Origin of the sequence: Hahella sp. HN01, from assembly GCF_018986435.1 — a bacterium.
In the GTDB taxonomy this organism is placed as follows: domain Bacteria; phylum Pseudomonadota; class Gammaproteobacteria; order Pseudomonadales; family Oleiphilaceae; genus Hahella.
In genome coordinates, this window is sequence record NZ_JAHMIN010000019.1 from 153,705 (window position 1) to 178,310 (window position 24,606).

The following is a 24,606-nucleotide window of genomic DNA, read 5'->3' on the forward strand; positions in this document are numbered from 1 at the left end:
TCATCACATTCCCTCCCAACTTTTGAGATTGAAGTGGTAAATGTTCCGGCTCAGAATAAAAACTTAGACTCGCCAACTCTGTACGGCAAATACAAATTCACGCGCAAGGTTATATAACCTCTTGCACTGACAAGGGTGACGCCTTTACTCATCATCTCATTACCTGCCAGATCAAAATCGCCAACAACGCCAACGATACCCCCTGCCAAAACATCACCGGATTACGCTCCAGAATAGGAGGCCGAGTCTGGTTGAGGTAGGCGGGGTTTGGGTGGCGAAGGTCGTGGAGGAATTCCGAGATTTCGGTGTAGCGTTTGTGGGGATTGGGCTGGACGGCTTTCTTGAGGGTGGCGTCGATCCAGGCGGGAATGTCTCGTTCTTCGCTGAGCACGGATTTGTAGGTGAGTCGTTTCTGTGCGCCGGCGGTGCGGGTTTTGGCGACGTCGGCGCCATAGGGGAATTCGCCGGACAGCAGATGATAGGTCAGTACGCCCAATGAATAGAGATCCGAGCCAGGGGAGCCGACTTCTCCCAGGAAGTATTCCGGCGCGGCGTACAAGGCGGCGCCGAGCAGGTTGGGCTGGCGCAGCCCTTGATCGTTCTCCGCGACGCCGCCTACCCGGGTTGAGCCAAAATCTATGATTTTCACCACGCCGGACGCATCAATCATCAGGTTGTCCGGTTTTAAGTCCTGATGCAGCATGTCCATGCGGTGAAAAGCCATCAGCCCTTTCGCCGCTTGCTCCACAATGCCCCTCACCGTTTCCAGATCCGGTCGCGGGTGATCCCGCAGCCACTGGTTCAGCGTTCGGCCTTCGATGTATTCACTCACCGTGTAGAGATAGCGCCGCGGTCGCTCGAATTGCGCGGCCTTCGCCACATGCAGGCTATTGATGCGGCGGGCGATCCATTCTTCCATGAGCAGGCGCTCCAGATAGGCGGGATCGCCCTGCTGATCCGTCGCTGGCGTTTTTATTACCACCTTGGTGTTGGAGGTAGTATCTACCGCCAGATAAACATGACTGCGACTGCTGGTTTGCAGGCAGCGCAGGATTTGATAGCCATCAAACTCCGCTCCGACCTGCAAAATCGGGGGAAGCGGCAGGGTTTCCACCTGTTGTTGAAACAAAGAATCCACGTCACAAGGCAGCGCGTCTACGCGAATGATCTGCAGCGTCAAATTGTCCTTGCTGCCCTGCTCCAACGCATGATCGACCATGCGTTTGGCGATGGCGTCCAGGTCATCGGGCTCCTGTAACGCCTCGATTAAAGTATGGGCGTCACAGTATTCATACACGCCGTCGGTGGCCATGATAAAGATATCGCCCAGCTTGAGCCGCAATGGTTGGTAGTCGATTTCAATATGCTCTCTGAATCCCAGCGCCCGACTCAGATAGCTCTGACTTTGCGACACCCACAAACGGTGATCGTGGGTCAGCTGCTCCAGAGCGCCGTCCCGCAGACGGTAAACGCGGGTGTCGCCGACATGAAGGATATGCGCAATGTCGGATTTGAACACCACCGCGCTAAACGTACAGACGTAGCCTTTTTCCTTGTCATAACGATACACGCTGCGCTGGCCTTCGGCATACAGCCAGGAGTTGGTCGCCCGCAAAACCCGTTGGGCCGCATGCTGCACAGTCCAGGCGTCGGAGGTGCAGAAGTAGTCTTCCAGAAAGCTTTTCACCGCCGTCTCACTGGCGATCTGACTGACCGAGCTGCTGCTGACCCCATCGGCCATCGCAAACGCAGCGCCTTTCATCGTCAGTTGCACGCCCTTGGGAACACAACCGCCATGAAAATCCTGATTGATCTCTTTGCGGCCTTTATCGGTCCATTGACCGAAGGAAAGCGTCAGCTCATTGCGCATAAATATAGTGAGCCCCGACGTCCGTTCGCAGACGCCGGCAACTGTCCTCAGGTGTTGTGTAATCAGGCGCTCCGATCAAGCCATCGCTTCTTTACCGGACGCCGCCAGCTTGCGTTTCGGCGCTGTTTTGTAGTGAGTGCTGTACAGGGTCAGTCCGGTGAAAGCCAATCCACCCACCAGATTACCCAGCGCCGTCGGAATTTCATTCCAGATGAAGTAATCCATGATAGAGAAATCGCCGCCCATAATCATGGCCGAGGGAAACAGGAACATGTTCACAACAGAGTGTTCGAATCCCATGAAGAAAAACAACATGATAGGCATCCACATCGCCAGAACTTTACCGGAAACCGTCGTAGAAATCATCGCGCCGACCACGCCCATGGACACCATCCAGTTACACAGCATCCCGCGCAGGAAAATAGTCAGCCATCCGGCCAGGCCATATTGCGCGTAACCGAGAGTACGGGCCTCGCCCACGCTGGCGATCTTGGTTCCCACCGCACCGGGGTCCGTATTAAAACCATAGGTGAACACGAAAGCCATCATGAAGGCCACCGTCAGCGCGCCGGCGAAGTTGCCCAGGAACACCAGCCCCCAGTTCCTCAAAACGCCATGGGTCGTCACGCCCGGACGTTTATCCAGCAAGGCCAGAGGCGTGAGCACAAACACGCCAGTCAACAGATCGAAGCCCATCAGATAGAGCATGCAGAAGCCAACAGGAAACAACATGGCGCCAACCAGAAACACGCCCGTCTGCACCGCAACCGTGACGGCGAATACCGCCGCCAACGCCAATATAGCGCCCGCCATATACGCCCGGATCAAGGTGTCTCGCGTAGACATGAAGATTTTTGATTCGCCAGCATCGACCATCTTGGTCACAAACTCTGAGGGGATTAAGTAAGCCATTGCAACTCTCACATCATGTTATAAGTTTGGTGATGGCATTTGGCGTTGGCCGGTCACGACCAATTGGCGTCCTTTTCCAGGAATATCTGTCCATACTCCTTATGCCCTGCTCATTTACAGTGATGGACTCACTTTGGCGTCGGCCACGCAAATGCTGACTCCAATAACGCAATTTAGAGGCCAGGGGTTCATTAAACCTATTTAGAAACAGCAAGTTATATAGTGTCTCGCCCTATAATAGGGCAATTTGACAGCCACGCCGCATAGACCTTCGCTCGCATCCGGTGCAGCCTAGAGGGGACAGACATCAGAATTAGTGCAAAAAAATGGACCCGAACTCTCACGTCCGAGTCCATGGTATCAATATCGGTATCGGAGCCTTACCCCTTTACCTCCGCTTCAGCACCACAAGTGACGCCAGCTAAAGACCCCGGATATCACCAATGCTAAAGGCACGGTGATATATACGATGAGGACTCCTCCGGCGTATAGGCGCTGCTACCCCACCATGTCTGCCAATAATAGCTGAGACGATTATTGTCTTCTGGAACCCATCGCGGCTTCCATAGTCGCCATGCGGAAGACCAGTAGCGCAACATGTAACCGCCATCCGTGCGACGATATTCCGGTCTACCGCCATAGAAGGTATGGGTGAACACATAATCACCGTGAAAAATTTCTGGAAATTTATCCCCTACAGTCACGCATGCGACGCCAGGGTTGATGTCGGCGTCAGGGTTTGCGCTGGCGGGGTGACCGATATCGAAAATGCGTAGCCGCTTATCCTCAACGTCGACATAGTCGGCGAATAGCGCTTCCGCTTCCCTGTCACTTTCCGTTTCCTCCTCGTAACCGCAAAAGACGAATTCCAGGCTGTTTAGCCCGGTATCATCGCGGTCTCTTCCCTGAAAGGACTGAATCTTCCCTTTGACGCCGCAAATAGCCCGTTTATCGGAAGACAACGGATCGCTCCACTCTCCCATGTGGAGAACATTATCCGGCGCCACTTTCCTTCCACCGCTACAGGTGAACTCAATGGCGTTAACGCCGGTTTCATCGCCTCCGTCATGAACGCTATTCCTCCTGGCTTTCACATCCATGAAATGTTCCCCTGGGGGACAGGCTGACTTTAAACCCCAGTCGGTAAAGACGCTTTCATCCTTTATTTTGACAATGACGGAACGGTTCCCGTTTTTGTCTGTACAGTACAGGCGCATAGCTTCGATACCGCGCTCATCTTCCCAGTTATTAGACTTGGAGGGCCCTAATGAGACTTGAACGCCTGACGCATAGGCGCCATAAGGACACAGCACGCCATGCCAGTCTCCTTCCTGTTCGATATCGCTGGGTATCGGCGCCTCGTCAGTCTGGCCCCAGCGCACCGGCCTTAGCGGCGGATGCACTACATCTGCGACTAAAACGACGCTATCCGCATTTGAATGGTATACCTCCAAGGTATGAAAGCCTTTTGACAGATAGCCGTTGAACTGACTCCAACTCCCACTCTCTCCGCTATCTTCAAGTACGGAGAGTCCATCGATGTACACAGTCACTTTGCTGGAGAGACTTTGTGCATTTTCAAGTCTGTACTTAAATGTCACAAACCCAGGCTCAACAAAGTATCCATTGAGCAACAACCCCTGGTTGTCGTCATTACTTTCCCATATCTCTCTTTGCTGTGAGAGCAAGGATATTTTATCTTCATTATTGTAATACTCGCGCCAAAGCCCATGATTCAGAAAACGACTCGGGTCCGGCGACCAGGAGCCTATACGTTTTGTTGGAGTTAAGTAGCTGTCATAACCTTGAATATTGGGATACTTTTCAAAACGTCTGAACAGATTTTCCCTGCGCTTTATATAATTCATATAGAATCGTTCATCCTGATATTTGGCCAGCGCTTGATCACGCCCCTGATAGTGCGTCCTGTAGTTCAATGGATCAAACAACTCCCGATAGAATATAACGCCATGTAAACCGTCGCCACCATCTATTTCCTGTCTACCAAAATATTCAGGACTATTGTTATATATTCTGTAAAACCAAGCCTTCAAATCCAGATTTGAAAGCTCATTCCCTGTGTCGTCACTTACTTTTCTGGCGTATGGCAAAACAGTGGAGCGAATATAGAGTTGATTGAAATAGAGTTCTCTCTGCCGAAGGAGCCTTATATCCTGGGCGACGTCAACTTCACAGTCACCTTCCTCAATCAAATATATGTCCAGATTACCGTCTTTAAGAGTACAGTGCGTGTTTCCGGAAGAATCCAGCCACTGCTTGAGCTTTACATTTTCCGGCTCGCTTTCCACGAGCTGATTCCTCATTTCCTCATAGGCGGTAATAAAATAATTATGGACTTGACCTTCGTTTCCCAAATAGCTTGACCAAGCGTCACTAGCTGCGTCAGCAATCTCTTGACTGGGCTGACGTACGCCGTCAATCAATCCTCCGAGCTTGTCCGCAGCGCCATTAAATTCAACAACCGCCCTGGACAAAAGCGTGTTTTGAATAGAGGTCAACTGTATGATTTGCCTGAGAAGACTGCTCAGCCCCTGCTTCACCTCAAACCCTACGCCGCTGTTACGCATGGATCGGAGTTTGCCAATCTGTGGGTTGAACCTGTCCAGACCCGCCCGAAATTTACTGATGGACTGCGTTATCATCTGCTTGGCGTACTGTCTTTGCACTGTGCAGGCAAGCTCCGTCTGGGGCATGTCGAGGCACCCCATCGCCTGATAGTCCTTCACCTTTTCTAGAAATTGATAATAACCAAAGCGGGCGTCACTCAACTCTGTTTTGCCGCGATTCATTTCCATCACCACCGCATCAATTGGCAACTCGCCACTCAAGCGGGACAATAACTCAAAAAGACTCTCATCGAGCTCATCAATAGTTATAAAAACCAGATCCAGAGGCGAGTCATCGCCTCTGCCGCATTCATATTCCGGAAACAGATACTTATATGTCACGTCTCCAACACCCCGAGTGGGTGAGTTGTTATGACTTTCAATTACTGCTTTGGGAAAGCTGGCGGCCCATGCTTCAACGCCATCTAGATTACATGGGGATGCGAGGGATTTAACTGAAATTAGAAATAGAATAGCTCCGAGCGCTTTCATGTTCATAATTTAGTCCTTTAAACATGATGAAAGAAACCGACTTCAAATTCATATTTAAAGCGGAGCGATACAATACCGCACAGAGAGCTTCGCAATCCGTGCGCCCATGATCTCTATATCGCCAAAATTTATACTAGTACCATATATTCAATACCGCCAAAAAATGAATATTATTTTTCGCATCAACCCATTTTCAAAAAGATACCATAAAGACACATAATAATTACTTAAAAAAACCTGATACTCTATTGAAATTTTTACTTGATTGGACGCAGGCGATTTCTTTTTTCGCTTTAAGCAGAAAGGCATGGAGGGGGGTCTATTCTCACTGCTGAAATAGCTGCTTCATACATCCATATGCCCAAACTCGTAATGAATTTTCCGCTCCGCCGCCAGCAATTGCACGGTGGCGTGTGCGTTCAGCGCGCAGAAAACTTCCTGTCTGAAGGACTCGTCATGGTCGGTAAGAGAATCTTTGCAACGCAAAAGCGCGTTCACCAAAGCGGTGTAGTTGAGCACCCGCTCCAGAGCGCATTCCCCGCTTTTGCGCGCAATCCACTGCGCAATGTCTTTGATTTGCTCCAGCTTGCGATTGACCAGGGACAGCATCATCCCCGTATCCAGAGTTCCATCCCCGGCAGCCAACCATGAGTGATCAACCAACCGTACTTGCATAGATAAGTGACTTCTGTTGCGTATTTGAAGGGGCCATTCGTGGATCAGAATGGGCTTGAGAAGCGCTACTGGCTATTGATAGGTATACCCCATGAACATGACAGAATAACTACAACCATCATCGGCATGCTCCAAGTGCGCAATATCTTAAGTCTCGCCTCTTTAATGGCGCCGTTTTTTTACAAGTCAGCAAAATGCCTCGTGGATAAGATGGCCTCGCTGCGTTGAAAGCGACCGCACCAAGAAGCGCTCAGCGCAGATCCAATCATAGTAAAAGGAAATTTATCTATGTCGCGTTCATCTCTATCAACAAAATCTAACCGTTCTTCACCACACTTATTTATGCGGACATTCCCCGGCGTTTTGGCGTTGGCGATAAGCGCTGCGACTGTCGTTACTATCGCCCACGCTGTCGAGTCGCCGCAGAAAGCCTCCACCGTGCGCTTTGAAGACTATCACTTTAGCAATCCCTTGCGACAAGACCTGCAAAGCGGCGCTATCACCGAAGCGCAGGCCAGCAGCTTGTTTTACAGCAACCCTAAAGAGTTCGCCCGTCGCTACTATCCGAAAATCACCTTACCGGTAGAACGGAAAAAGTTCCGGGGCATCTGGCGCTATTACGACCATAGTCACTCTTCCAGCACCTTGCCGTACGACGGCGACGCCAGCAAACCGGTTTACGATGGGCACAGCGGAACGGACTTCTGGACCAGCTTCATTGATTTCGGCAAAACCGGCGAATCCGGCAACTATCTCGTTAACCCATTCCCCAAAGGCGCCGACACATTTGTGACTGGCATTTACGACGGTGTGGAGGATGCGCCCAATCAACCAGTGGGGTCGGCAGGCAACCATCTGTACCTGACCACCTACCTGAACAAAACGCCGGAGGATTGCGCTCGCGCATTTCCGTCAGGCCCGGCCCTGAAACAATGTATCGATGATATTCCCAGCTGGAGCAAGATGAGTACGCGTTTGCTGCATCTGGAGTGCGGGACAGTCATGATCAACGATGTGACTGGATACCCGGATAACTGCGCGCCTGCGCCACCTTCCCGCATCCAGTTACCTGCTCGGGTCGGCTCTCTGCAACGGCTGGCGCGAATTGGCTACTCAGGAGATGCGGGGCTACGCGGCACGCATACGCACATGGAAATTTCACCGCATTTGGTCGATCCTTTCAAAGGACGCTACAACACGGATATTTCCGATTCGTACTTTTTCGACCAGAACTGGGTGGAGCGCATTGAGAATTTCGCCGGCGGCGGCGATCCTCACTTCCGCATCAACGGCAGTTTCTTCCCTCAGGTGACCTATCAAGCGAGCAATAACTATAAGTTCACTTCCCTGTCGCCGATTCAACGGCTCTGGCTGACGGAGAAACCGGGGGGCGTATCCGTACCGTCAAAAACTGTTGATCTATTGACGACGGCGGTGACCACTAGCGCTCCGGAATTCTCATCCCGGGTAGAGTATGACAATGACTATCGCCCATACACGCTTTACAGCGTGTCCTTCAAAACCAAAGACAACCTGCTGCCGCAGTCCGGCGAATGGGGCGTCGTGGCGGAAGACAACCGCGGCAAATTGAGCAATACGGCGTTCATCAATGTCACTGGCGGCGCTTTCAAGTTGAGCCAGCTTACCTTGTCTCCCAGTCGGGTCAGTAAGAACGACAGCAGTAATGTTATGTTTCGTTGGAACGCAAAAAGTTACGACAAAATCTCCCGCTTCCAGCGCAAGATTACTCGTAACGGACAATGCATTAATCCAGCGACAGGCTCGTCTACAAGCCAGTGCTGGAGCGACTGGAACGTGCTGGCCACCAGCTCCTCCAACGCCCCCTACTCATATACCTACAATGTGGAACTCGCGCCGTCCAGCGCATACCGCAACTGGCAAACCGGCAACTATGTTATTTCCATCAAGGGCGAGCATGCGACGGGCGTTTGGAGCGACGAGAAGACCGTTAACTTTTATCTCCAATAATCCGTTTCTTTAAGCCTTAGCAGCTTTATCCTTGGCGATAATGGGACCGTCACCATTGTCGCCTTTTTGCATTCTGACGTTCGAATAGCCTGTCGTTTCTGCTGATTTAATACTTTGCTGACAGCGTCCATACGCCCTTTAAGCAAAGTGTATAAAGCCGCCAGTTTCAGTGTAATCCCACCTTTACACTGGAAAACCCTAGGTTTTTTCTTTCATATACTCTCAAAAGACTATCCCTTAATGGAGGACCATTCGGGCAGACTCAAACTTATTAACTATAGGGTTTAGATTAGTTTTGCTTAACATTGTTTATTTCGGGCCATTTCATAATCAATTCGCCCTGTTTAAGTAACTAACCATCACATTAAAATAACATTGTTTTCGCTTTATATTTTGTCAAACTAATTGACATTAAAAACTTGTTATACAGCCAAAACCGTTGATATATATGCATGGCATAGGAATTGCTGAGGTCGATTTGCTTTGTTAAGTAAATCTACAATGGAGAGAAGTATTCATATGCTAAAAACATTAACCAAGGGATTGTTATTATCAGCGCTGACGGCGTCTTCCGCCTATGCAAGCCAAATCACCTGGGACCTGACCGAAGGCGTTCGTTACGGTTCATACAATAACTCTCTTTCTTATTCGAAAGACGGTATGAACCTCACCGTAACCGGCTGGAGCGACACAAAAGGTCCTGCGGACGATAAAATCGAAGGCGCCCGTCTGGGCCGCTGGAATGGTCTTGGAGTCTGTAACGACGACGAATACAGCAAGACTCGTTGCGCCACCCCAGAGCATTCCACAGACAATGATCCAGGTCGCGATGGCGATTTTGACATGATCATGTTGTCCTTCTCTGAAGCAGTCAGCCTGAGCTCATTTCAAAACGGCTGGTACGCCTACGATTCAGATGTCTCCCTGCTCGCCTACACCGGCGGCGCTTCTACCTACAATCTGAATGATAAAGATTGGGAAGGCCTGCTCAGCGACGGCTGGAACGTGGCTGGTAACTACTCCAATACCATGACCAAAGAAACCGCGACCAGCACGGATCTGGTTTCCAAGTTCTGGTTGATTGGCGCTTACAATCCCGCGTTTGGTGAGTTGGGCGAGCTGTGCAACGAACTGAACGATCACTTCAAATTGAAGATGCTGACCATCGACACCATTGAGTGTCCTGAGCCAACCGCACTGGGCCTGTTTGGCCTGAGCCTGGCGGGCCTTTTTGCGGCGCGTCGCCGCAAGGCCTCTTGATCTAGCATCTAAGTAGCGCCCGATTCCAAGCCGGCCTTGCGCCGGCTTTTTTCTAGCCGTGTGGCCGAGCTGACTGAAAGTGGCGCTTATTGATTGATCCTAACGTCAAATTTACAGCGCAGATTTCAGAGTCAGTTTAATGCGCCAACAGACCCCACCCTTTGCCTTGATGGTTAAAGTCCCGACTCGGCCCTGACTACGATTTCTTTATGTTTTCAACATAAACCGAAACAGTTCCATCCCAGTAGCACTTAATGCATCGCCCTTCATCGAACTCGTGGTCGCACGCTTCATAGTCGTATAATTGGTGAGCGCATTCTGGGCACAACGCTGACATCTTCGAAGCTGAAGAAAAAAAATTCGCTACCGCACTCATCGCATCGAGAAATGTGTATGTTTGATTCTTCGTGACTCAAAATATAGCCCTTCGCTTAACACCAGTGACGTCGATTAGAGTAAGGAAAGATATCCATAGCATATTTTGTTATGTATCGATCTCTAGTTTTAAACACGGATTTTTTGATTGTTCTACAATATACCGTTGAGAATCCAATAGTACTTGCACCAAGCTGAGAGGTTGAAATGGTGTAGCGTAGACTACATTAAGTGGCATCAGAGATTCGACAAATCCCATTACATATATCCTTAAACTTAAGAAACCGCAAAAAAGCTACAGGCGGCGCCATTGCGGCGTTAAAGGTGGGCTCAAAATGCTCATTTATTCACGATAAGCTGCGCTTTTTCGCCGACTTTTACCTTGCACTCGTGACCTAGCCAACGTTTTTCAGGGGTTCTCTTATATTTTCAATTTTAAAATCGACCAACAATATTGTGCAAATGAATATTAGTGTTAGCTGCAACAAAATTTTCGACTTTAAATTCACCCTCTCCAAAAACCAGTCTATCGCAGACGACCTCTATAACATCATCCTCAAATTCAAGAATATAGTGTTTTTGCCCCTGAATAACTGATGATTCTTCTAATTTACGGATTAAATCTGAGGGATCTGAAACAAAACAAAAACCAGCTTCAGAAAATGGCGGCATTCTGTGCCAATAATCATGGACTCGTGATGGATAACATTGGTATACGGTAATACCGAAGAAAATCACCCAATAACTCAGGCTATAATCTTCATTAGAGTATTCATATTCAACACCAATAGTATGGCCAACACTGCCTAATTTCTTTAATTCGGTGTCAATAATAAATCTACGTAATGTAGGCCCGTCCTCTCTACTTTCTTTGCATAATTGATTAGGAACAGGTGAGATCATGCTGCCTCGCTACACATAATAATTTTTTGTCTCGCATTCACGCTTTTTAAATGCAAGACTTAGAAGATACATCCCCCTGTCCAATGAGTCCAGTGTAAAAGCCATCAAAACTTCTCTCTCCTCTTGTTTACGAAAACAGCGCCGTATGCACATGCTTACATTCTTATGAGACGTACCATCTTATTGGTGGTTGACATCCTATTTACTGAGCCCTTCGACTTTTCAGGATGGCGCCATCAGAAGCTAAACTCACGCCAATAACAACCATTCAACAAGTTGATTATAAAGGATAAATATAAATTTGAGATAAATTGGAGAGAAACCGGATACCCGCGAGATTCATGAAAATCGTCGCCTCTCGATAATCGATCGCATTGACATTTGATCGATGCGAGAGGTGAAAAATGGATCAGTCGCTGTATTATCATTGGAACAATTTATGTCTTTATATGGGTCGCTTTGATGGGACCTATCATTGGCAACATATTGCGGATAGTTTTATTGTCAGTCTGGATAATGAGTTTGACGTTAAACTGGCGAATGGCGAGGTTATTTCCACGCGCTGTTTGATGATTCCCGCTAATGTCCGTTGCGATTTCATTTTAAGTAACCAGCGCATTGCATTTGTGTCATCTCATTTCTGGCGCAATATTAAAACCACCCTGACCTATAACTATTATTGTTGTGAGCAGGACGGGCTTCTTTTTGATTTCCTGGACGCGTGTGATATTGCACGCGCTTTCCGGGACTTATGTAAGAGGCGTCCGTGCGCCAATGACGCCAAGGAGATATTGGATCAGATTCTTAACCCTAAACAATATCCGCTTGCTCCACCTTTAATGGATCGTAGAGTTCGCAAGCTGATCGAATTATTGTTGAAGAATCCGGATCTTTCCCAATCCATCGACGATTATGCGGAACTTATGCCGATTTCCGCCGCGCATCTCAGTCGATTGTTCAAGCAGGAAACCAATATTTCATTCTCGCGCTTTCGCCTGGGGGTTCGTGTGTTGTATTTCATCAAGCAGTTTTCTCGCAGCCGTAATTTGACTACCGCCGCGCATGATTCCGGATTCGCGGATCTGGCGCACTTAAATAAGTGCCACAAGTTATTGTTCGGCATCTGCCCCTCGCAGTTATGGCTGAGCGAATCTGAACTTAAAATCTGCGAGGCCTGAGCAACCATAGGCGAGCCTAGTGAATTGAGAATAACTCTTAACTCCTGTGCTGATATCCGGTAAGAGATTTGTATAATGCAATCCAACCGTTTTCAGCGCAGGAGTGCCCCGTGTCCGACCGAGATTATGAAGAAATGCAAATTGGCGAGTGGCGCATCAATGTGGAAACGAACCGGCTCTATCGTGAAGCGGCGGAGCATCAACTGAGCGATAAAGTCTGCAAAGTGCTTCTGACGCTGGCGGAAAATCCCGGTCGTACAGTGAGCCGGGAAACTCTAATTCAGAAAGTCTGGAATGAAAACGAATATGTCGGCGAGCAGGCGCTGAATACCGCCATCTGGCAATTGCGCAAAGCGTTCAACGACAGCAGTGAAGCCCCTGAATACATCGAGACCATTCCTAAAAAGGGCTACCGCCTGCTCAAGGAAGTCTCCGTCATTCCGTATGCGCCCAAACCGGATATGACCTCCCCGCCTCCCGCGGAGCCCTTGGAGACTCCAGTTCCCGAACCAGAGGCCAAAAAAACGCCGAATAACGCCATAGAGCCGCCGCCAGTTGAACCTGCAACGGAGACGACGCCTCACTCGACCACATCCATCGCCCCGCCACGGTGCAGAAGGCCCATGATAGTGGGCGGCTCGCTACTTCTGCTGGCGGGGGTCGCGCTTATCGTCAAGCTCATGTATGGCCGTGAGGATGCGCCGCCGGCGCTGACTTATTGGTGTGGCGTCGATGCAGGACGTATGGAACGTCTGGGCATCGACCCCGCCAGCGCCTGCATGCTGGAGACGGATCAGGGGCAGTTTGGTCTGGCCATCGGTGAGCGCATGGCGCAGATCAGCTCCTCTTATTACCAATCCGCGGACACAGGCGATATCGCTGGCGACATCTTCTTCTGTGAGAACAACCACAAGCGACAGGGGCACAAAAATAACAGCCTGCTGAATTTCGTCACTTTAAAAGATCGCTGCATGGCGCAAGGCGACGGCGAAGTCGACATCGCCGAACGCGGCGGCGCTCGTGCGTCGCTGGTCTGTGCGGGATACCTGCCGCAATCCATTCATTTGCAGACGTCGACGGCGGAAAAACATTGCGCCCTGCCCGCCGCCTTAACCACGAATCACCCTAACGCCGTTAAAGATCCGGAGTACTGGTACGGGGTTCGCCGTGACGAACTAGCAGGTCTTGGCATTGATGAAACCGCCAGTTGCCTTCTCACCGCGGAAGACCCCACCTGGATCGACGCCATTGAGTTCGGCTGGATATGGGGCTCACAACGCTGCACAGACAGCAGCTCAAACCCGGTTGGATGCGGCGTGGTCAGTCACAATGCGCAACGCACCGGGGCGACGGTGAGCGACTTCTTCACCCAGGAACAACTGCAAAGCCGCTGCGCCGACGGCGCGGACAAAATCGCCTTAACCCCAACAGGCTGGTGGCGTTCTGAGCACAAAGACAAAACCTCGCTGGACGCCTATCTGCTATGCGACCAACAGCAGCCCAAGGCGATTCAGTTGTCGTTCAAGCCCGTCGTAGGCGACCCCGTTGAGAAGACCTGCGCATTATATTATTAATCAGACGGACCTGCGCATGTCAGGCCATGTTAATAGTCCGATAGATAAATGTTCACTTGGGATCTTAAAGGTACTGATCATGAATGCTAAAACCTGGCTGCTTGGGATATGGATCGCTCTTATGTCGACGACTTCGCTTGCCGCGGAGCCCAAACTGGTGATCAAAGAGAGTGATTCTCTGCAAGACGTGTTGCGAGGACAGGCGGACAAAAAGATCGGTGTGCTGCTGAATTCCGGCGTCGAATTACACGGGGTATTAAAAGAAGTCGGAGCCAAAGTGATTCGCCTGCAGGAGCTGCGCAATCGGGAAACGTTTGATGCAGTCATCCCTCTCAGCGAGGTCTCCGCCGTGCTGATCGACAATCATTTATTCGATTGAACCGCCTGATTTCAGGCTCGCACGCGCCATTCAATCCATTGATTTACAAGCATTAATATAAATTTGAGATAAATTAGAGAGCGATTGGATAGCCGCGAGATTCAGCGGCGCATGGGGTCGCCCTAACATCCGTTTCATCAACAACGCAAACGGAGAAACCCCATGAATATCGCGCTAATTATTGCCCTTATTCTGACCGCGGCCGCCATCGGCGAACTGAGACATCGCTACAACAAAACGCAACGCAGCAACCAGAACAAAAAGAATGGGACTCACTGAGCCCATTCTTCGACGGTCAGGATTTATGAACGGGCTTATCCTTCAGCAACGCCTCTGGTATGGGACACTGCTTTTCCTGTGTTTCCCCGACCAGAGGTTTAATCGCCAGCTTGATGCCCGTCGGCGCGCCTTTGACGCACTGGATATAGCCCTTTACGTAGGACAGGCTTTCATCATGGTTATCGAGGCGTCGAAACGGTTTGGTGACCTCCACTTCGCCGTCTTTGGTCTTCTGGCACAGTTTGGCCAGCACCGGCTGGGCGTAAAAACTGGACATCTTCGAACCGCGCATGCCGTTATCATTAGCGAACCAGCCGCAGGCATGCCTGTTCTTGTAGTAGTTGGTCAAATGACAGGCGACATCACCCCAGACAAACGCAATGGTGAGATCTTCAGGATAGGTTGGGTCCGTCACCGCCAGCGAACACAGTTCCTCTTCCGGCGCGATGCCCCGTCGCGTGACGTCCGCGCTGTCGAGACCATACCTGGCTGACTCGATTTTGAAGTGCGGCGTCGCCACTTTCAGAACCTCCGGCATACCGCAGTCTTTTTCGCCGGCTTCCGTTTTAATTCTGATATTCGTGGCCTGATAGTTTTGGCACTCCACTGTCGCCTGAACGCCATCGGAAGTCAGTAGCTCATGCCCGCCATCTTTTTTCAGGCTGCAGATTTTCTGCAACTTGGCGGTGGTCAGCATGGTATCCCCGGTTAATGTAGACGCCTTGCCCCCTTCACACTTGCGCAAGACAGCGCCAGGGTGACGCCCTTTCACCGGCGTAAACCAGGTATTGCTGGATACATTGAAGTGTTTTTCGGCTTCGATCAGCACCAGCTCCCCCGTTCCTGTCGGCAAGCGGCACTCGCTGGCCTTGTTGACCCGCCAGTCGCGGAGATTGTCATCACTGTAGCCGCACCAGTATTCCGCATTCACATGAGCGGCGGCGAATAATAAACAGATGGGAGCCAGTATATATTTGAGAGTAGCCATGATGGGTTTTGTCAGTCTGCTTGCAGATGGTCAGGGGAAATCCATTTTGTTGAATGATTATAGGCGTTTATCCGTGGTTTTAAACCAAGCCGGACAAGCCTGACGCAACAGGTTATTGCAAGCTGGCGTCGCGCGCATTTGCTAACATAACTCCTTATCATCTCTTGTTTGGATTTTATATTTATTCACGTTCATGCAGCCAAAGCTTTACGAATGGGGCGATAAGTCCCTGCTCTTTTACAACGGTCGACCACAGCCCCATCATTCAATGGGAATTACGCCCACACTGTTAATGGGTAGTCAGCCGTTCGTCATTGAATTCATGGGAGAGCGGTATTGTTCCAATACGTTTCTGCTGGCGCCCAACAAACCGTTTACAGTGAGTTCGGAAGCGCCGCGAATGGCGTTGCTTCCGCTCAATCCCGCCGCCGAGGATCATGTTTTTTTGCTGCGCAATTACGCCTGGGACCTCTGCGTAGAAGACATTTTTTACAAGCAGGATAATGATTTGCTGCAGCAAACCTTATTCTATCTTGACGAAAGCGACATCCCCCATCCCATCGCCACCTGGTGTCTGTTCAACGCCATCTATGGGGAGGAAAGCCTCATTACGTTGAAGAAATACGATAAGCGTATCGCCAAGGCGGTCGCCCATATCATCCGCAATCCAACCAGCGATCTGTCCATCGACGAGATAGCCGCGCAGGTGCATTTGAGCCCGACCCGCTTCATGACCTTATTCAGCGCCTTAAACGGCCTGAGCTATAACAAATACAAGATCGTCAGTCGCCTGCAATATTTCTTCGAGCGCTACAGTATCGCCCATAACCTGACGCACGCCGCGGCGGAGGCGGGTTTCTACGATCTGTCGCATCTGAACAAGTCGGTGAAGATGTACTACGGCATGAGTCCAAGAGAGTTCCTGGCGGTTGGGCAAGATCTCATCACCATCAGCAGCCCTTCTCATAACCGCGCCTGGTACGCCGACTGGGTTCAATATGGCTACTTCGAACTGACGCAGGCTTATTCCGAAATCAGCGTACCGGAATTACTGGCGCATCTGCGTGACTATGTCAGAGCTGAATAGCTATTTCAGGGATGAATAACGCGTCTCGACACTTGTACTCGCTCTTAATGAGCGGTTTTGACATGAAGATAGCAGAAATTGACAAGTAAGACCCGCGCCGAATCTCTTAAAGTTTACTCCAACGCAGAGCAAGCATCGCTCGCAACTTATAACGCTCTTCCAGACCTCTGGGAGAATTGCTCATCAAAGGCATTGGAGTCACATTATGAATCCCCTACTGAAACAGCTCAGCCGATCCCTGGCGCCGACCATGTTCGCACTTTGCGCGCTTCCTGCATCCGCCACAGTGATCAATATCGACTTCACAGCGAACAACACTGAAACCGCTTACGTCGGCGCGGACGGCGCGCACTGGAATCAAGTGGCGGTGGGCGACTCTCCTGCGTTCTTGCGCGATGAACAAGGCCGTCAGTTTGACGCCAGCGTCGCCTGGACGGACCATGCAGGGGATGTCGTTTATCACCATGCCGGCGGCAATGAACTTTCAGATTCAGGCGTCGGCGCCGCGCCGGACGATATTGACGGTATCAACCGCGTCTTTTTCTCCGGAGCCAGCTTCTCGCCTTATCAGCTGACTATTTACGGCACTGACGATCTGCGCTTCGCCTTGCTGACGGCGTACAGTGAAATCGGTTATTCGCCGGATGCGCCCAACTCCCGCTACCGGGCGGACGGCGCCTGGGGCGACGGTATTTTCTATCAGGTGGACTTCGCCGAATATCCCGTGGATGGGAGCATTGCCGGCGTAGGCGATGCGTTCGGACTGGGCTTTGGGTTCGCTATCTTTGAAGGCGCCATCACCGGTCTGCAGGTCGCTGGCGAGTTTACGCCCTTTGACGCCGGAGAGCCACATGATGTGCCGGAGCCAGCCGCTTGGGCGCTGTTATCCCTGGGCTTGCTTGGCGCAGGTGTTAGAAAAGCGGCGCAATCAAAAGCGCGGACAGCCGCCTGATCACCTCGCCGCGTTAGAGCCACTCATAAGAAGAAAGGTGGCAGGGATCGCCGCCTTAAACTTCATTGCGGGCGTTTTCCGAGATAAAACACCCGATTTCAATCTCGTTGTTCAACTTGGCGTCGGCATAGCTTTGGGGCAATTCAAACTCGTCCACTGCATCCCAGTGGCCGTTTTCATATAACACGGCTGATTGCACTTCCTCGACCAGAATGCCGTCGTCGGCAAGATAGCGCGTCAGATTCTCGATTGCTTCTTCCCGGGTCTGCGCAGGAACGACGCTGCGACCATAGTAATAGGCGCTGCCATCCTGCGGCAGAGTGCTCTCCGGCGCGACTTTACATTTCGTATCCACCACCCAGAACGATGTCATAAACACCTCGATTTAACGCGTTATTATTAACATGGCAATGATATTGGCATGTTGATAAACAGGCCCATGAATGCGCCTGCGCGGCGGCGATATTGCGTGGTCAGTGGCTCGCGCCGCCCGCCTGTTCGATCAGTAAATCATGAATGGCCTGACCGGCTTCCAGAATATGTTTTTTCAACAACGCCGACGCCGCTTTCTTGTTGCGCTGGCGACAGAATTCCAATAAATCCGCGTGTTCCCTTTCGGCCTTTTCTATGCCGGTAGTGAACAACAATTGCAGACGGATATAGCGGTCGGATTTGATGTTAAGACTACGCACCACTTCCATCGCCTGAGGCAGGTTGGCGGGATGATAGAGGGCGGCATGCAGTTCGTAATTCAGCTCGCTCCAGCTCTCCACCTGATCTCCGCTCTCCACCGCTTCCTCAAAGGCTTTGAGTATTTTCTCCGCCGCGGCCAGATCCAGATCAGTCATGTTGTCGATGGCCTGGTCCAGCACATGACATTCAATCAACGCCCGCAGCTCAAACAGCTCGCGAATTTCCGAAGGACGCAACTCTGTCGCCGTGGCGCCTTTGTGGGGCTCAAAACAAACCAGCCCCTGCGCTTCCAGTTGCAACAGCGCCTCCCGCACCGGGATGCGGCTGACGTTAAACTCTTTGGCGATGGCGTCCTGTCGCAAAGGTTCCCCCGCCACAATTTCTCCAGAGAGAATTTTTTTACGCAGAATATCTGCGACCATCTGTGTACGGGTTTTATAAACGGCTGCGGTGCTCATAACGGACAATAAATGATCCCGGGTGTCAAAAAAGGAGGCGATATTAACATGGCAATGATATTGGCATGTTAATACTCAGGCGCATGGATGCGCCTGCGCGGCGGCTAGCCGCGGGAGACAGGGCCTGACATGCGCAGGTCCTGTCGTTGCGGACAAATAGAAGGAAGCTATTTATCCGCCTGATTAATAGTATCATTTTAGGCGCTCGCTGCAGTAGTCAAGAAAATTTCCTCTGGGCGAGCGATGATTTGTGCGGGCGTGCTTATTATTTCACTTCAAATCCATGGGCGTAGGGGTCTTCGCTATCCACCCAGATAGTGTTGTGACCGTAGACTCTGGCCCATCCCTGCACGCTGGGTCGTATCCCCTGATAGGAGCCAACTGTCGCCACATCTTCCACCCGGCCCTGGAACAGGCTGCCGATGATGCTTTCATGCACAAAGGTATCGCCGACTTTCAGTTTACCTTTGGCGAACCATTGCGCCATTCGCGCGCTGGTGCCGGTGCCGCAGGGAGAGCGGTCGATGGCGCGGTCGCCATAGAACACAGCGTTGCGGGCGTCCACGCCGGGCTGTGTCGGCTTGCCGGTCCAGAGTACATGGGACACGCCGCGTACAGTGGGATCGTCAGGGTGCACGCACTCCACCACTTCATCGACAATTCGACGAATCAACGGACTGAAGCGCAGAATCTGATCCACGCTGAAGTGCTCCAATCCGGGAAAGTTCTTTTGCGGATCGATGATGGCGTAGTAGTTGCCGCCATAAGCGACATCCACCACCAGTTCGCCAATGTCGGGAACCTGCACCGCCACTTCGCTGTGCGCAAGATAAGCCGGCACGTTATAGATTTTGACGCTTTCGACTTTGGCGCCCTGCTGCTCGTAATCAATGGCGATTTTGCCCGCCGGCACGTCCAGAATCAGTTTGCCGGGAACCCGGGGACGAATAATCGCGTTCTCAATGGCCGCCGTGACCGTTCCAATGGTCCCATGACCACACATGGGCAGACAGCCGCTGGTTTCGATGAACAGGATCGAGGCGTCGGCATCCTCGGAACAAGGGGGATAGACAATGGACCCAGACATCATGGAATGCCCGCGAGGCTCAAACATCAGCGCCTGACGAATCCAGTCGTAGTGCTCCATGAAGTACTGCCGTTTCTGGCTCATGGTGCTTCCAGGTAAAGCCGGATAGCCTCCCGCCACCAGTCGCACCGGATTGCCGCAGGTATGCGCGTCGATACAGAAAAACGTGCCTTCTCTCATATCCATAATCCCTTCTTGTCTTATTTTTGCAGTGATGCTTGGGCTGTCATTAGAACGAATTCAACCATCAGCAGCCATCATGACTGGCGATGGATTGTCCGCCTCCAGATAAATGTATATTTTATACAATATTCAATTTCACAAATGAAGAGGACTTTCAATGCAAGAGCTGGACACGGACATCACGGTATTGGGAGGCGGTATAGTCGGCGTCTGTTGCGCCCTGTCGCTACAGCAGGCGGGCATGCAGGTCAGTCTCATTGACGGTCGCGGCGTCGGCGAAGGGTGCTCCCGGGGCAATGCGGGACACTTCGCCACGGAGCAGATACTGCCTTTGGCCACGCCGGGCCTGTTGTGGAAGATTCCCGGCATGTTGATGGACCCGCTGGGACCAGTGGCGATCCGCTGGTCTTATCTGCCTCATATCGCTCCCTGGCTGGTTCGCTTCATGCTCAATACCCGCGAAGCCTCTTACAATCGCAGCGGTAAGGCGTTACAAGCCTTGAACGCCGCCTCCCTGCCCGCCTGGCGTCGCCTGCTGGCGGGCACAGGCGAGGAAAGCCAGATCCGGGTCAACGGCTCATTACTGACCTTCGAACGCAACGCCAGCTTCCAAAGCTATCAAACTACGCTGGACACGCTGCGCACTCGCGGCGTCAAAACCCAGGTTCTGAATGGCGCTCAGGCGCGAGAACTGGAGCCCGGATTGGGGGCGACAGTCAAACATGGCGTCTTTTTCCCGGAAACCGGCCATACCGCCAACCCCTATCACCTCACCCGCACGTTGGGGGCGCTCTTTCAAAGCCGGGGCGGAACCGTGCTGAACAAGATGGTGAATAGCGTTACGCCAACGACCGAGGGTGTGCAACTGCATTGTGATGGGGATCAGATTCGGGTTCCCAAACTGGTGCTGGCGGCGGGAGCCTGGTCCAAACCCTTGGTGAAGCAACTGACCGGGAAGTCGATCCCTCTGGATACGGAGCGCGGCTATCACCTGATGCTGCGCAACGCGGGCGCTTCTCTGTCGATTCCCGTCACCTCCGCCGAACGGCGCTTCATCATGACGCCCATGAGCGAAGGATTGCGTCTTGCCGGCACCGTTGAGTTCGGCGGTTTAAAACAGCCCGCCAACATGCGCAGGGCGACCATGCTCGCCACTCACGCCCGCGCATTGCTACCCGGACTGGACGACGCCCAGGGCGAAACCTGGATGGGATTCCGCCCTTCTCTCCCCGATTCGCTTCCCGTCATTGACCGTGTCGGCGAACGCCGCCAGATCATTCTCGCGTTCGGACATCAACATTTGGGGCTCACTCAAGCCGCGCTGACCGGTGAGCTGGTGCGTCAGCTGGCGACGGATCAAACGCCAACCATCGATCTACAGTCTTTGCGTTTGAGTCGCTTTTAAGTGTCGAATAGTCAGGCGTCTACTCCACGCCTGACTTCTCTGACAGGAATTTCCTAATAAGTATTACTCGAAATACGCCAAAATCATAAACATACACTTGTGCTTAAAATACTTGTCGCACGGCCATTTAACTTAATACCATTTAATTAATAAAGTTAACTTAACAGAAGTTGATACCCAATTAAAAATCACTCTCATCCAGCGCAACATAAGCTCTCATAGAAAAATAAACCATTAGGCTTAACCCATTAAATATAAGCCTCAATTATATAATTATAAAAACATAGTTAAGTTATCTTTTCCCGTGAAAAACCTCACAAAAGAAACTCTATTTCATATACTCTTCACCCCCATAAAAATATATTCAATTCGCCCCCTCGGTTTCTCAAATATACAAAGCAAGTCATTTCAGGATAAAAGATGAACATGAAAACACACAGGATAGGCTTTTGCGCAGTCAGCCTGTCATTACTCACCGCCACGTTATTGACCCCCTCTTTCGCTGAAGCGGCCAACTGTGAAGCAACGCCGGTCAGCGGCAAAATTTATAGCATTGTAAACAGAGAAACCGGATTAACGCTGGACATCGAAGGATACAGCAAGGCAGACGGCGCGGCGTTGATTCAGTGGCGCACAAAGGGCTCCGCCAACCAGAAATTCAGAGTCACGGATGTCGGCGGCGGCAACATAAAGATTGAAGCCACGCATTCCAATCTGGCGCTGGACGTTCTTAACCTGGCTCAACATGACAACGCCGATCTCATCCAGTGGCCTTATTGGGGCGGCCTCAACCAGCAATGGTTTCTGGTGAAATCAAGCACCGGCGGATACAGCATTCGGGCGCGCCATACCGAGAAGGCGCTCACCGCGCAAACGCCGGATATGGGCGCCCGCATCGTGCAGTCAACGGATACAGGCAGCGGCTTGCAGCGCTGGTATTTCAACCCTATTGACGGCGAATGCAGCCAAGTTAATGGATTCGCCGGGCAGCCCGGGCCTGACGGTCTCGCCACCACTAGCGGCGGGGCCGGCGGCGCGACGGTTATCGCCACCAACTGCCAGACGCTGACTTCCGCCTTGACGTCCGATGGCTCAAAAACAGTCATCGTTACTGACAACACAACGATTGACTGCCGTACGCCAGTACGTAAAGTCAGCGCCTGCGCCATGACCTGTCCCGCTTACCAGGACCAGAACAAAACCTTCTATAGAGTCCCGGTCGGCAGCCAGACATGTACGGAGCTCGGCGGCACATCCGATGACACCGTATCGGTCAACCGCGATGAAAGCCGGATACATATCAAATCCAATAAAACGCTGATGGGCCAAGGCGCAAACAGTCGCATCATTGGCGCTACATTAAATATTTACGGCGTAAAAAATATCATCGTCAAAAACTTAACGATCGAAGGCGTGAATCCACATCTGGTAGAAGCTGGCGACGGCATCACCATTGAGAACTCAAGTCATATATGGGTAGATCATATTCGAGCCAAAATGATCAGTGATGGACATATTGATATCAAAAATAGCCGCAACTTGACGCTGAGCTGGAACCACTTTGATGGCTACAATCCTTATGTTTGCGGCAACCAACATCACTACACCATGCTGGTGCAGGATTCCCATGTCACGATAGATCACAACTTCTGGGACCGCGCATCCGGCCGCAATCCGAAGCTATATGGCTGGGATACTCGCGCGCATATTTATAACAATTACTGGAATAACATCACCTATTTCTCCATCAGCACCTCCAATGGCGCGCAGGGCCTGATTCAGAATAACCATTTTGAAAACGCCCGCTCTCCACACTGGAATGAATCCGGTTACATGAAAGCCTCCAATAACCTTTATACCGGCTCATCGGCGACCGATCCTAAACGGGACAGCGGCGACGCCGTTCTCTATGACATCGACATGTATCCCTACAAACTGGACAACGCGTCTAATTTGCCGGGGATTCTGAAATCACAGACCGGTCCTCGGTAAACCACGCAACACTTCGGTTTCGCCCGTTTTTATAGGGACATTTCCCCCATGGCAAGGACGCCAACTCCCAGTCTCTGCTCTCTGCTTGGCAATCTCCTACTATCTCTTCTTTCTATCTCCTCTTTGGTTCTCACTCTCATGATCCGTCGTGAGGTTGACGCTCCATAGCGGCTGTTTTGCGATCCGCCGTAATCAATTTTTTCTCTGCGATGACTAACCTCCCAAATTTTTCGATGTATATTGTATACAATATACCGTTTGCATAAGATGAAGAGCGACGCCCCACTCAGTCGCCTTGGTTCAACAAAGGGACTGGGCGGGAAAACAAAAATGACCGATCGCAAAGGAAATAAGGATGAACATAGATGGCGTACTGGTTCCTGTCGTCACCCCCTTCGATGACCGGAATCAGATTGATTATCCGGCGCTGGGCCGACTGCTTGACCACCTCATAGACTCCGGCGTACGAGGGATCGTCGCCTGCGGCACCACAGGCGAATACTACACGCTTAGCACGGAGGAGCGCCGCGACCTGATGGCGTATATCGCCAGACAGGCAGGCGGCCGCGCGCTGTTGATCGCCGGCGTAAACGATACGCACACCGCTGGCTCCATCGCCAAAGCGAAGGAAGCCAAAGAGATGGGCTATCAAGCCCTCATGCTGGCGCCGCCGATCTATTGCCTGCCTCAGCAACACGAAATCATTCAGCATTATCAAAGCGTCAGCGCGGCCGTGGGCATGCCGATCATTATGTACAACTTCCCCGCCCGTTCCGGCGTGGAGATCAGCATAGAAGCCGTCATGAAGCTCGCCAGTGACCCGAACATTATCGGCATCAAAGAGAGCAGCGGCGATTTCAGCCGCGCACTGACCCTGATCAACGCGGACCTGCCGAACTTTCAGGTGGTATGCGGCTCGGATGATCAGGCGGCGGATTATTTCTTCTGGGGCGTGCGCTCCTGGATCGGCGGCGCGGCCAACTATCTTCCCAAGGAACATGTGGCGTTGATCGAGGCGGCGCAAGCGGGCGACTATCGACGCTTGCGGGACGGCATGCGCAAAATCCTTCCCGCCCTCAAGAATCAGGAGAAAGCGGATTACAACCAGAAAGCCAAAGTCGGCTGCGCTTACATCGGTTATCCCGTCGGCGACACCCGTCCGCCACTGGCGTCGATCAGCGAAGGAGACAAAGCGGAATTTCTGGAAGCCTTGGCGGCGGCCATCGTAAATCAATAACAACAAGGACG

At 51.5% G+C, this 24,606-nt stretch carries 19 protein-coding genes; 10 read left to right on the top strand and 9 right to left on the bottom strand.

What is annotated here, in order from left to right:
- Positions 1–151: 151 nt before the first annotated feature.
- From KP814_RS18855 to KP814_RS18870, 4 genes are all read right to left on the bottom strand, one after another.
- A complete protein-coding gene (locus tag KP814_RS18855) occupies positions 152–1,870 on the bottom strand; it encodes a bifunctional protein-serine/threonine kinase/phosphatase (protein ID WP_216738212.1) in 1,719 nt (572 codons plus the stop codon).
- A gap of 75 nt (positions 1,871–1,945) precedes the next feature.
- Positions 1,946–2,782, bottom strand: coding sequence for a formate/nitrite transporter family protein (locus KP814_RS18860; protein WP_216738213.1), 837 nt, complete (start codon positions 2,780–2,782; stop codon positions 1,946–1,948).
- A gap of 446 nt (positions 2,783–3,228) precedes the next feature.
- Positions 3,229–5,751, bottom strand: coding sequence for a hypothetical protein (locus KP814_RS33440; RefSeq protein ID WP_216738214.1), 2,523 nt, complete (start codon positions 5,749–5,751; stop codon positions 3,229–3,231).
- A gap of 495 nt (positions 5,752–6,246) precedes the next feature.
- Positions 6,247–6,576, bottom strand: a complete 330-nt coding sequence (locus KP814_RS18870; protein ID WP_216738215.1) for a hypothetical protein — start codon at positions 6,574–6,576, stop codon at positions 6,247–6,249.
- A gap of 288 nt (positions 6,577–6,864) precedes the next feature.
- Between KP814_RS18870 and KP814_RS18875 the strand changes: the two genes are divergently transcribed.
- Positions 6,865–8,565: a hypothetical protein gene (locus tag KP814_RS18875; protein ID WP_216738216.1), complete on the top strand. Its 1,701-nt coding sequence runs from the start codon at positions 6,865–6,867 to the stop codon at positions 8,563–8,565.
- Between the two features lie 519 nt (positions 8,566–9,084).
- The gene (xdp1, locus tag KP814_RS18880) at positions 9,085–9,825 is read left to right on the top strand and encodes an exosortase-dependent surface protein XDP1 (protein WP_216738217.1); all 741 of its coding nucleotides are present in this window, start codon (positions 9,085–9,087) and stop codon (positions 9,823–9,825) included.
- Positions 9,826–10,635: 810 nt separating this feature from the next.
- Here xdp1 and KP814_RS18885 read toward each other — a convergent pair.
- Entirely contained in the window at positions 10,636–11,103 is a 468-nt protein-coding gene (locus KP814_RS18885) for a hypothetical protein (RefSeq protein WP_216738218.1), read from the bottom strand.
- A gap of 569 nt (positions 11,104–11,672) precedes the next feature.
- Between KP814_RS18885 and KP814_RS18890 the strand changes: the two genes are divergently transcribed.
- The 3 genes from KP814_RS18890 (at position 11,673) to KP814_RS18900 (ending at position 14,234) form a co-directional block, all read left to right on the top strand.
- Positions 11,673–12,281 (top strand): AraC family transcriptional regulator, encoded by a 609-nt coding sequence (locus KP814_RS18890; RefSeq protein ID WP_216738219.1) that lies wholly within the window; start codon positions 11,673–11,675, stop codon positions 12,279–12,281.
- Positions 12,282–12,391: 110 nt separating this feature from the next.
- Entirely contained in the window at positions 12,392–13,855 is a 1,464-nt protein-coding gene (locus KP814_RS18895; RefSeq protein ID WP_216738220.1) for a winged helix-turn-helix domain-containing protein, read from the top strand.
- Positions 13,856–13,934: 79 nt separating this feature from the next.
- Positions 13,935–14,234 (top strand): hypothetical protein, encoded by a 300-nt coding sequence (locus tag KP814_RS18900; protein ID WP_216738221.1) that lies wholly within the window; start codon positions 13,935–13,937, stop codon positions 14,232–14,234.
- Positions 14,235–14,529: 295 nt separating this feature from the next.
- Here KP814_RS18900 and KP814_RS18905 read toward each other — a convergent pair whose 3' ends face one another.
- Complete coding sequence (locus KP814_RS18905) at positions 14,530–15,501, bottom strand: hypothetical protein (protein ID WP_216738222.1); 972 nt, start codon at positions 15,499–15,501, stop codon at positions 14,530–14,532.
- A 193-nt stretch (positions 15,502–15,694) separates the two neighbouring features.
- On the opposite strand from KP814_RS18905, the gene KP814_RS18910 reads away from it, so the two are divergent.
- On the top strand, positions 15,695–16,588 hold the full coding sequence (locus KP814_RS18910) for an AraC family transcriptional regulator (RefSeq protein ID WP_216738223.1): 894 nt from the start codon (positions 15,695–15,697) through the stop codon (positions 16,586–16,588).
- A gap of 205 nt (positions 16,589–16,793) precedes the next feature.
- Positions 16,794–17,540, top strand: coding sequence for a PEP-CTERM sorting domain-containing protein (locus tag KP814_RS18915; protein WP_216738224.1), 747 nt, complete (start codon positions 16,794–16,796; stop codon positions 17,538–17,540).
- A gap of 55 nt (positions 17,541–17,595) precedes the next feature.
- On the opposite strand, the gene KP814_RS18920 is transcribed toward KP814_RS18915, so the two are convergent.
- The 3 genes from KP814_RS18920 to KP814_RS18930 form a co-directional block, all read right to left on the bottom strand.
- Complete coding sequence (locus tag KP814_RS18920) at positions 17,596–17,913, bottom strand: hypothetical protein (protein ID WP_216738225.1); 318 nt, start codon at positions 17,911–17,913, stop codon at positions 17,596–17,598.
- A gap of 100 nt (positions 17,914–18,013) precedes the next feature.
- Positions 18,014–18,691: a GntR family transcriptional regulator gene (locus KP814_RS18925; RefSeq protein ID WP_216738226.1), complete on the bottom strand. Its 678-nt coding sequence runs from the start codon at positions 18,689–18,691 to the stop codon at positions 18,014–18,016.
- Positions 18,692–18,956: 265 nt separating this feature from the next.
- Positions 18,957–19,964, bottom strand: coding sequence for a 4-hydroxyproline epimerase (locus tag KP814_RS18930; RefSeq protein WP_253938473.1), 1,008 nt, complete (start codon positions 19,962–19,964; stop codon positions 18,957–18,959).
- A 154-nt stretch (positions 19,965–20,118) separates the two neighbouring features.
- Here KP814_RS18930 and KP814_RS18935 point away from each other — a divergent pair, with 154 nt between their 5' ends.
- The 3 genes from KP814_RS18935 (at position 20,119) to dapA (ending at position 24,595) form a co-directional block, all read left to right on the top strand.
- Complete coding sequence (locus KP814_RS18935; protein ID WP_216738227.1) at positions 20,119–21,366, top strand: FAD-binding oxidoreductase; 1,248 nt, start codon at positions 20,119–20,121, stop codon at positions 21,364–21,366.
- Positions 21,367–21,786: 420 nt separating this feature from the next.
- Positions 21,787–23,358 (top strand): RICIN domain-containing protein, encoded by a 1,572-nt coding sequence (locus tag KP814_RS18940; RefSeq protein ID WP_216738228.1) that lies wholly within the window; start codon positions 21,787–21,789, stop codon positions 23,356–23,358.
- 355 nt (positions 23,359–23,713) lie between these two features.
- Positions 23,714–24,595, top strand: a complete 882-nt coding sequence (gene dapA / locus KP814_RS18945) for a 4-hydroxy-tetrahydrodipicolinate synthase (RefSeq protein ID WP_216738229.1) — start codon at positions 23,714–23,716, stop codon at positions 24,593–24,595.
- The last annotated feature ends 11 nt before the right edge of the window (positions 24,596–24,606 follow it).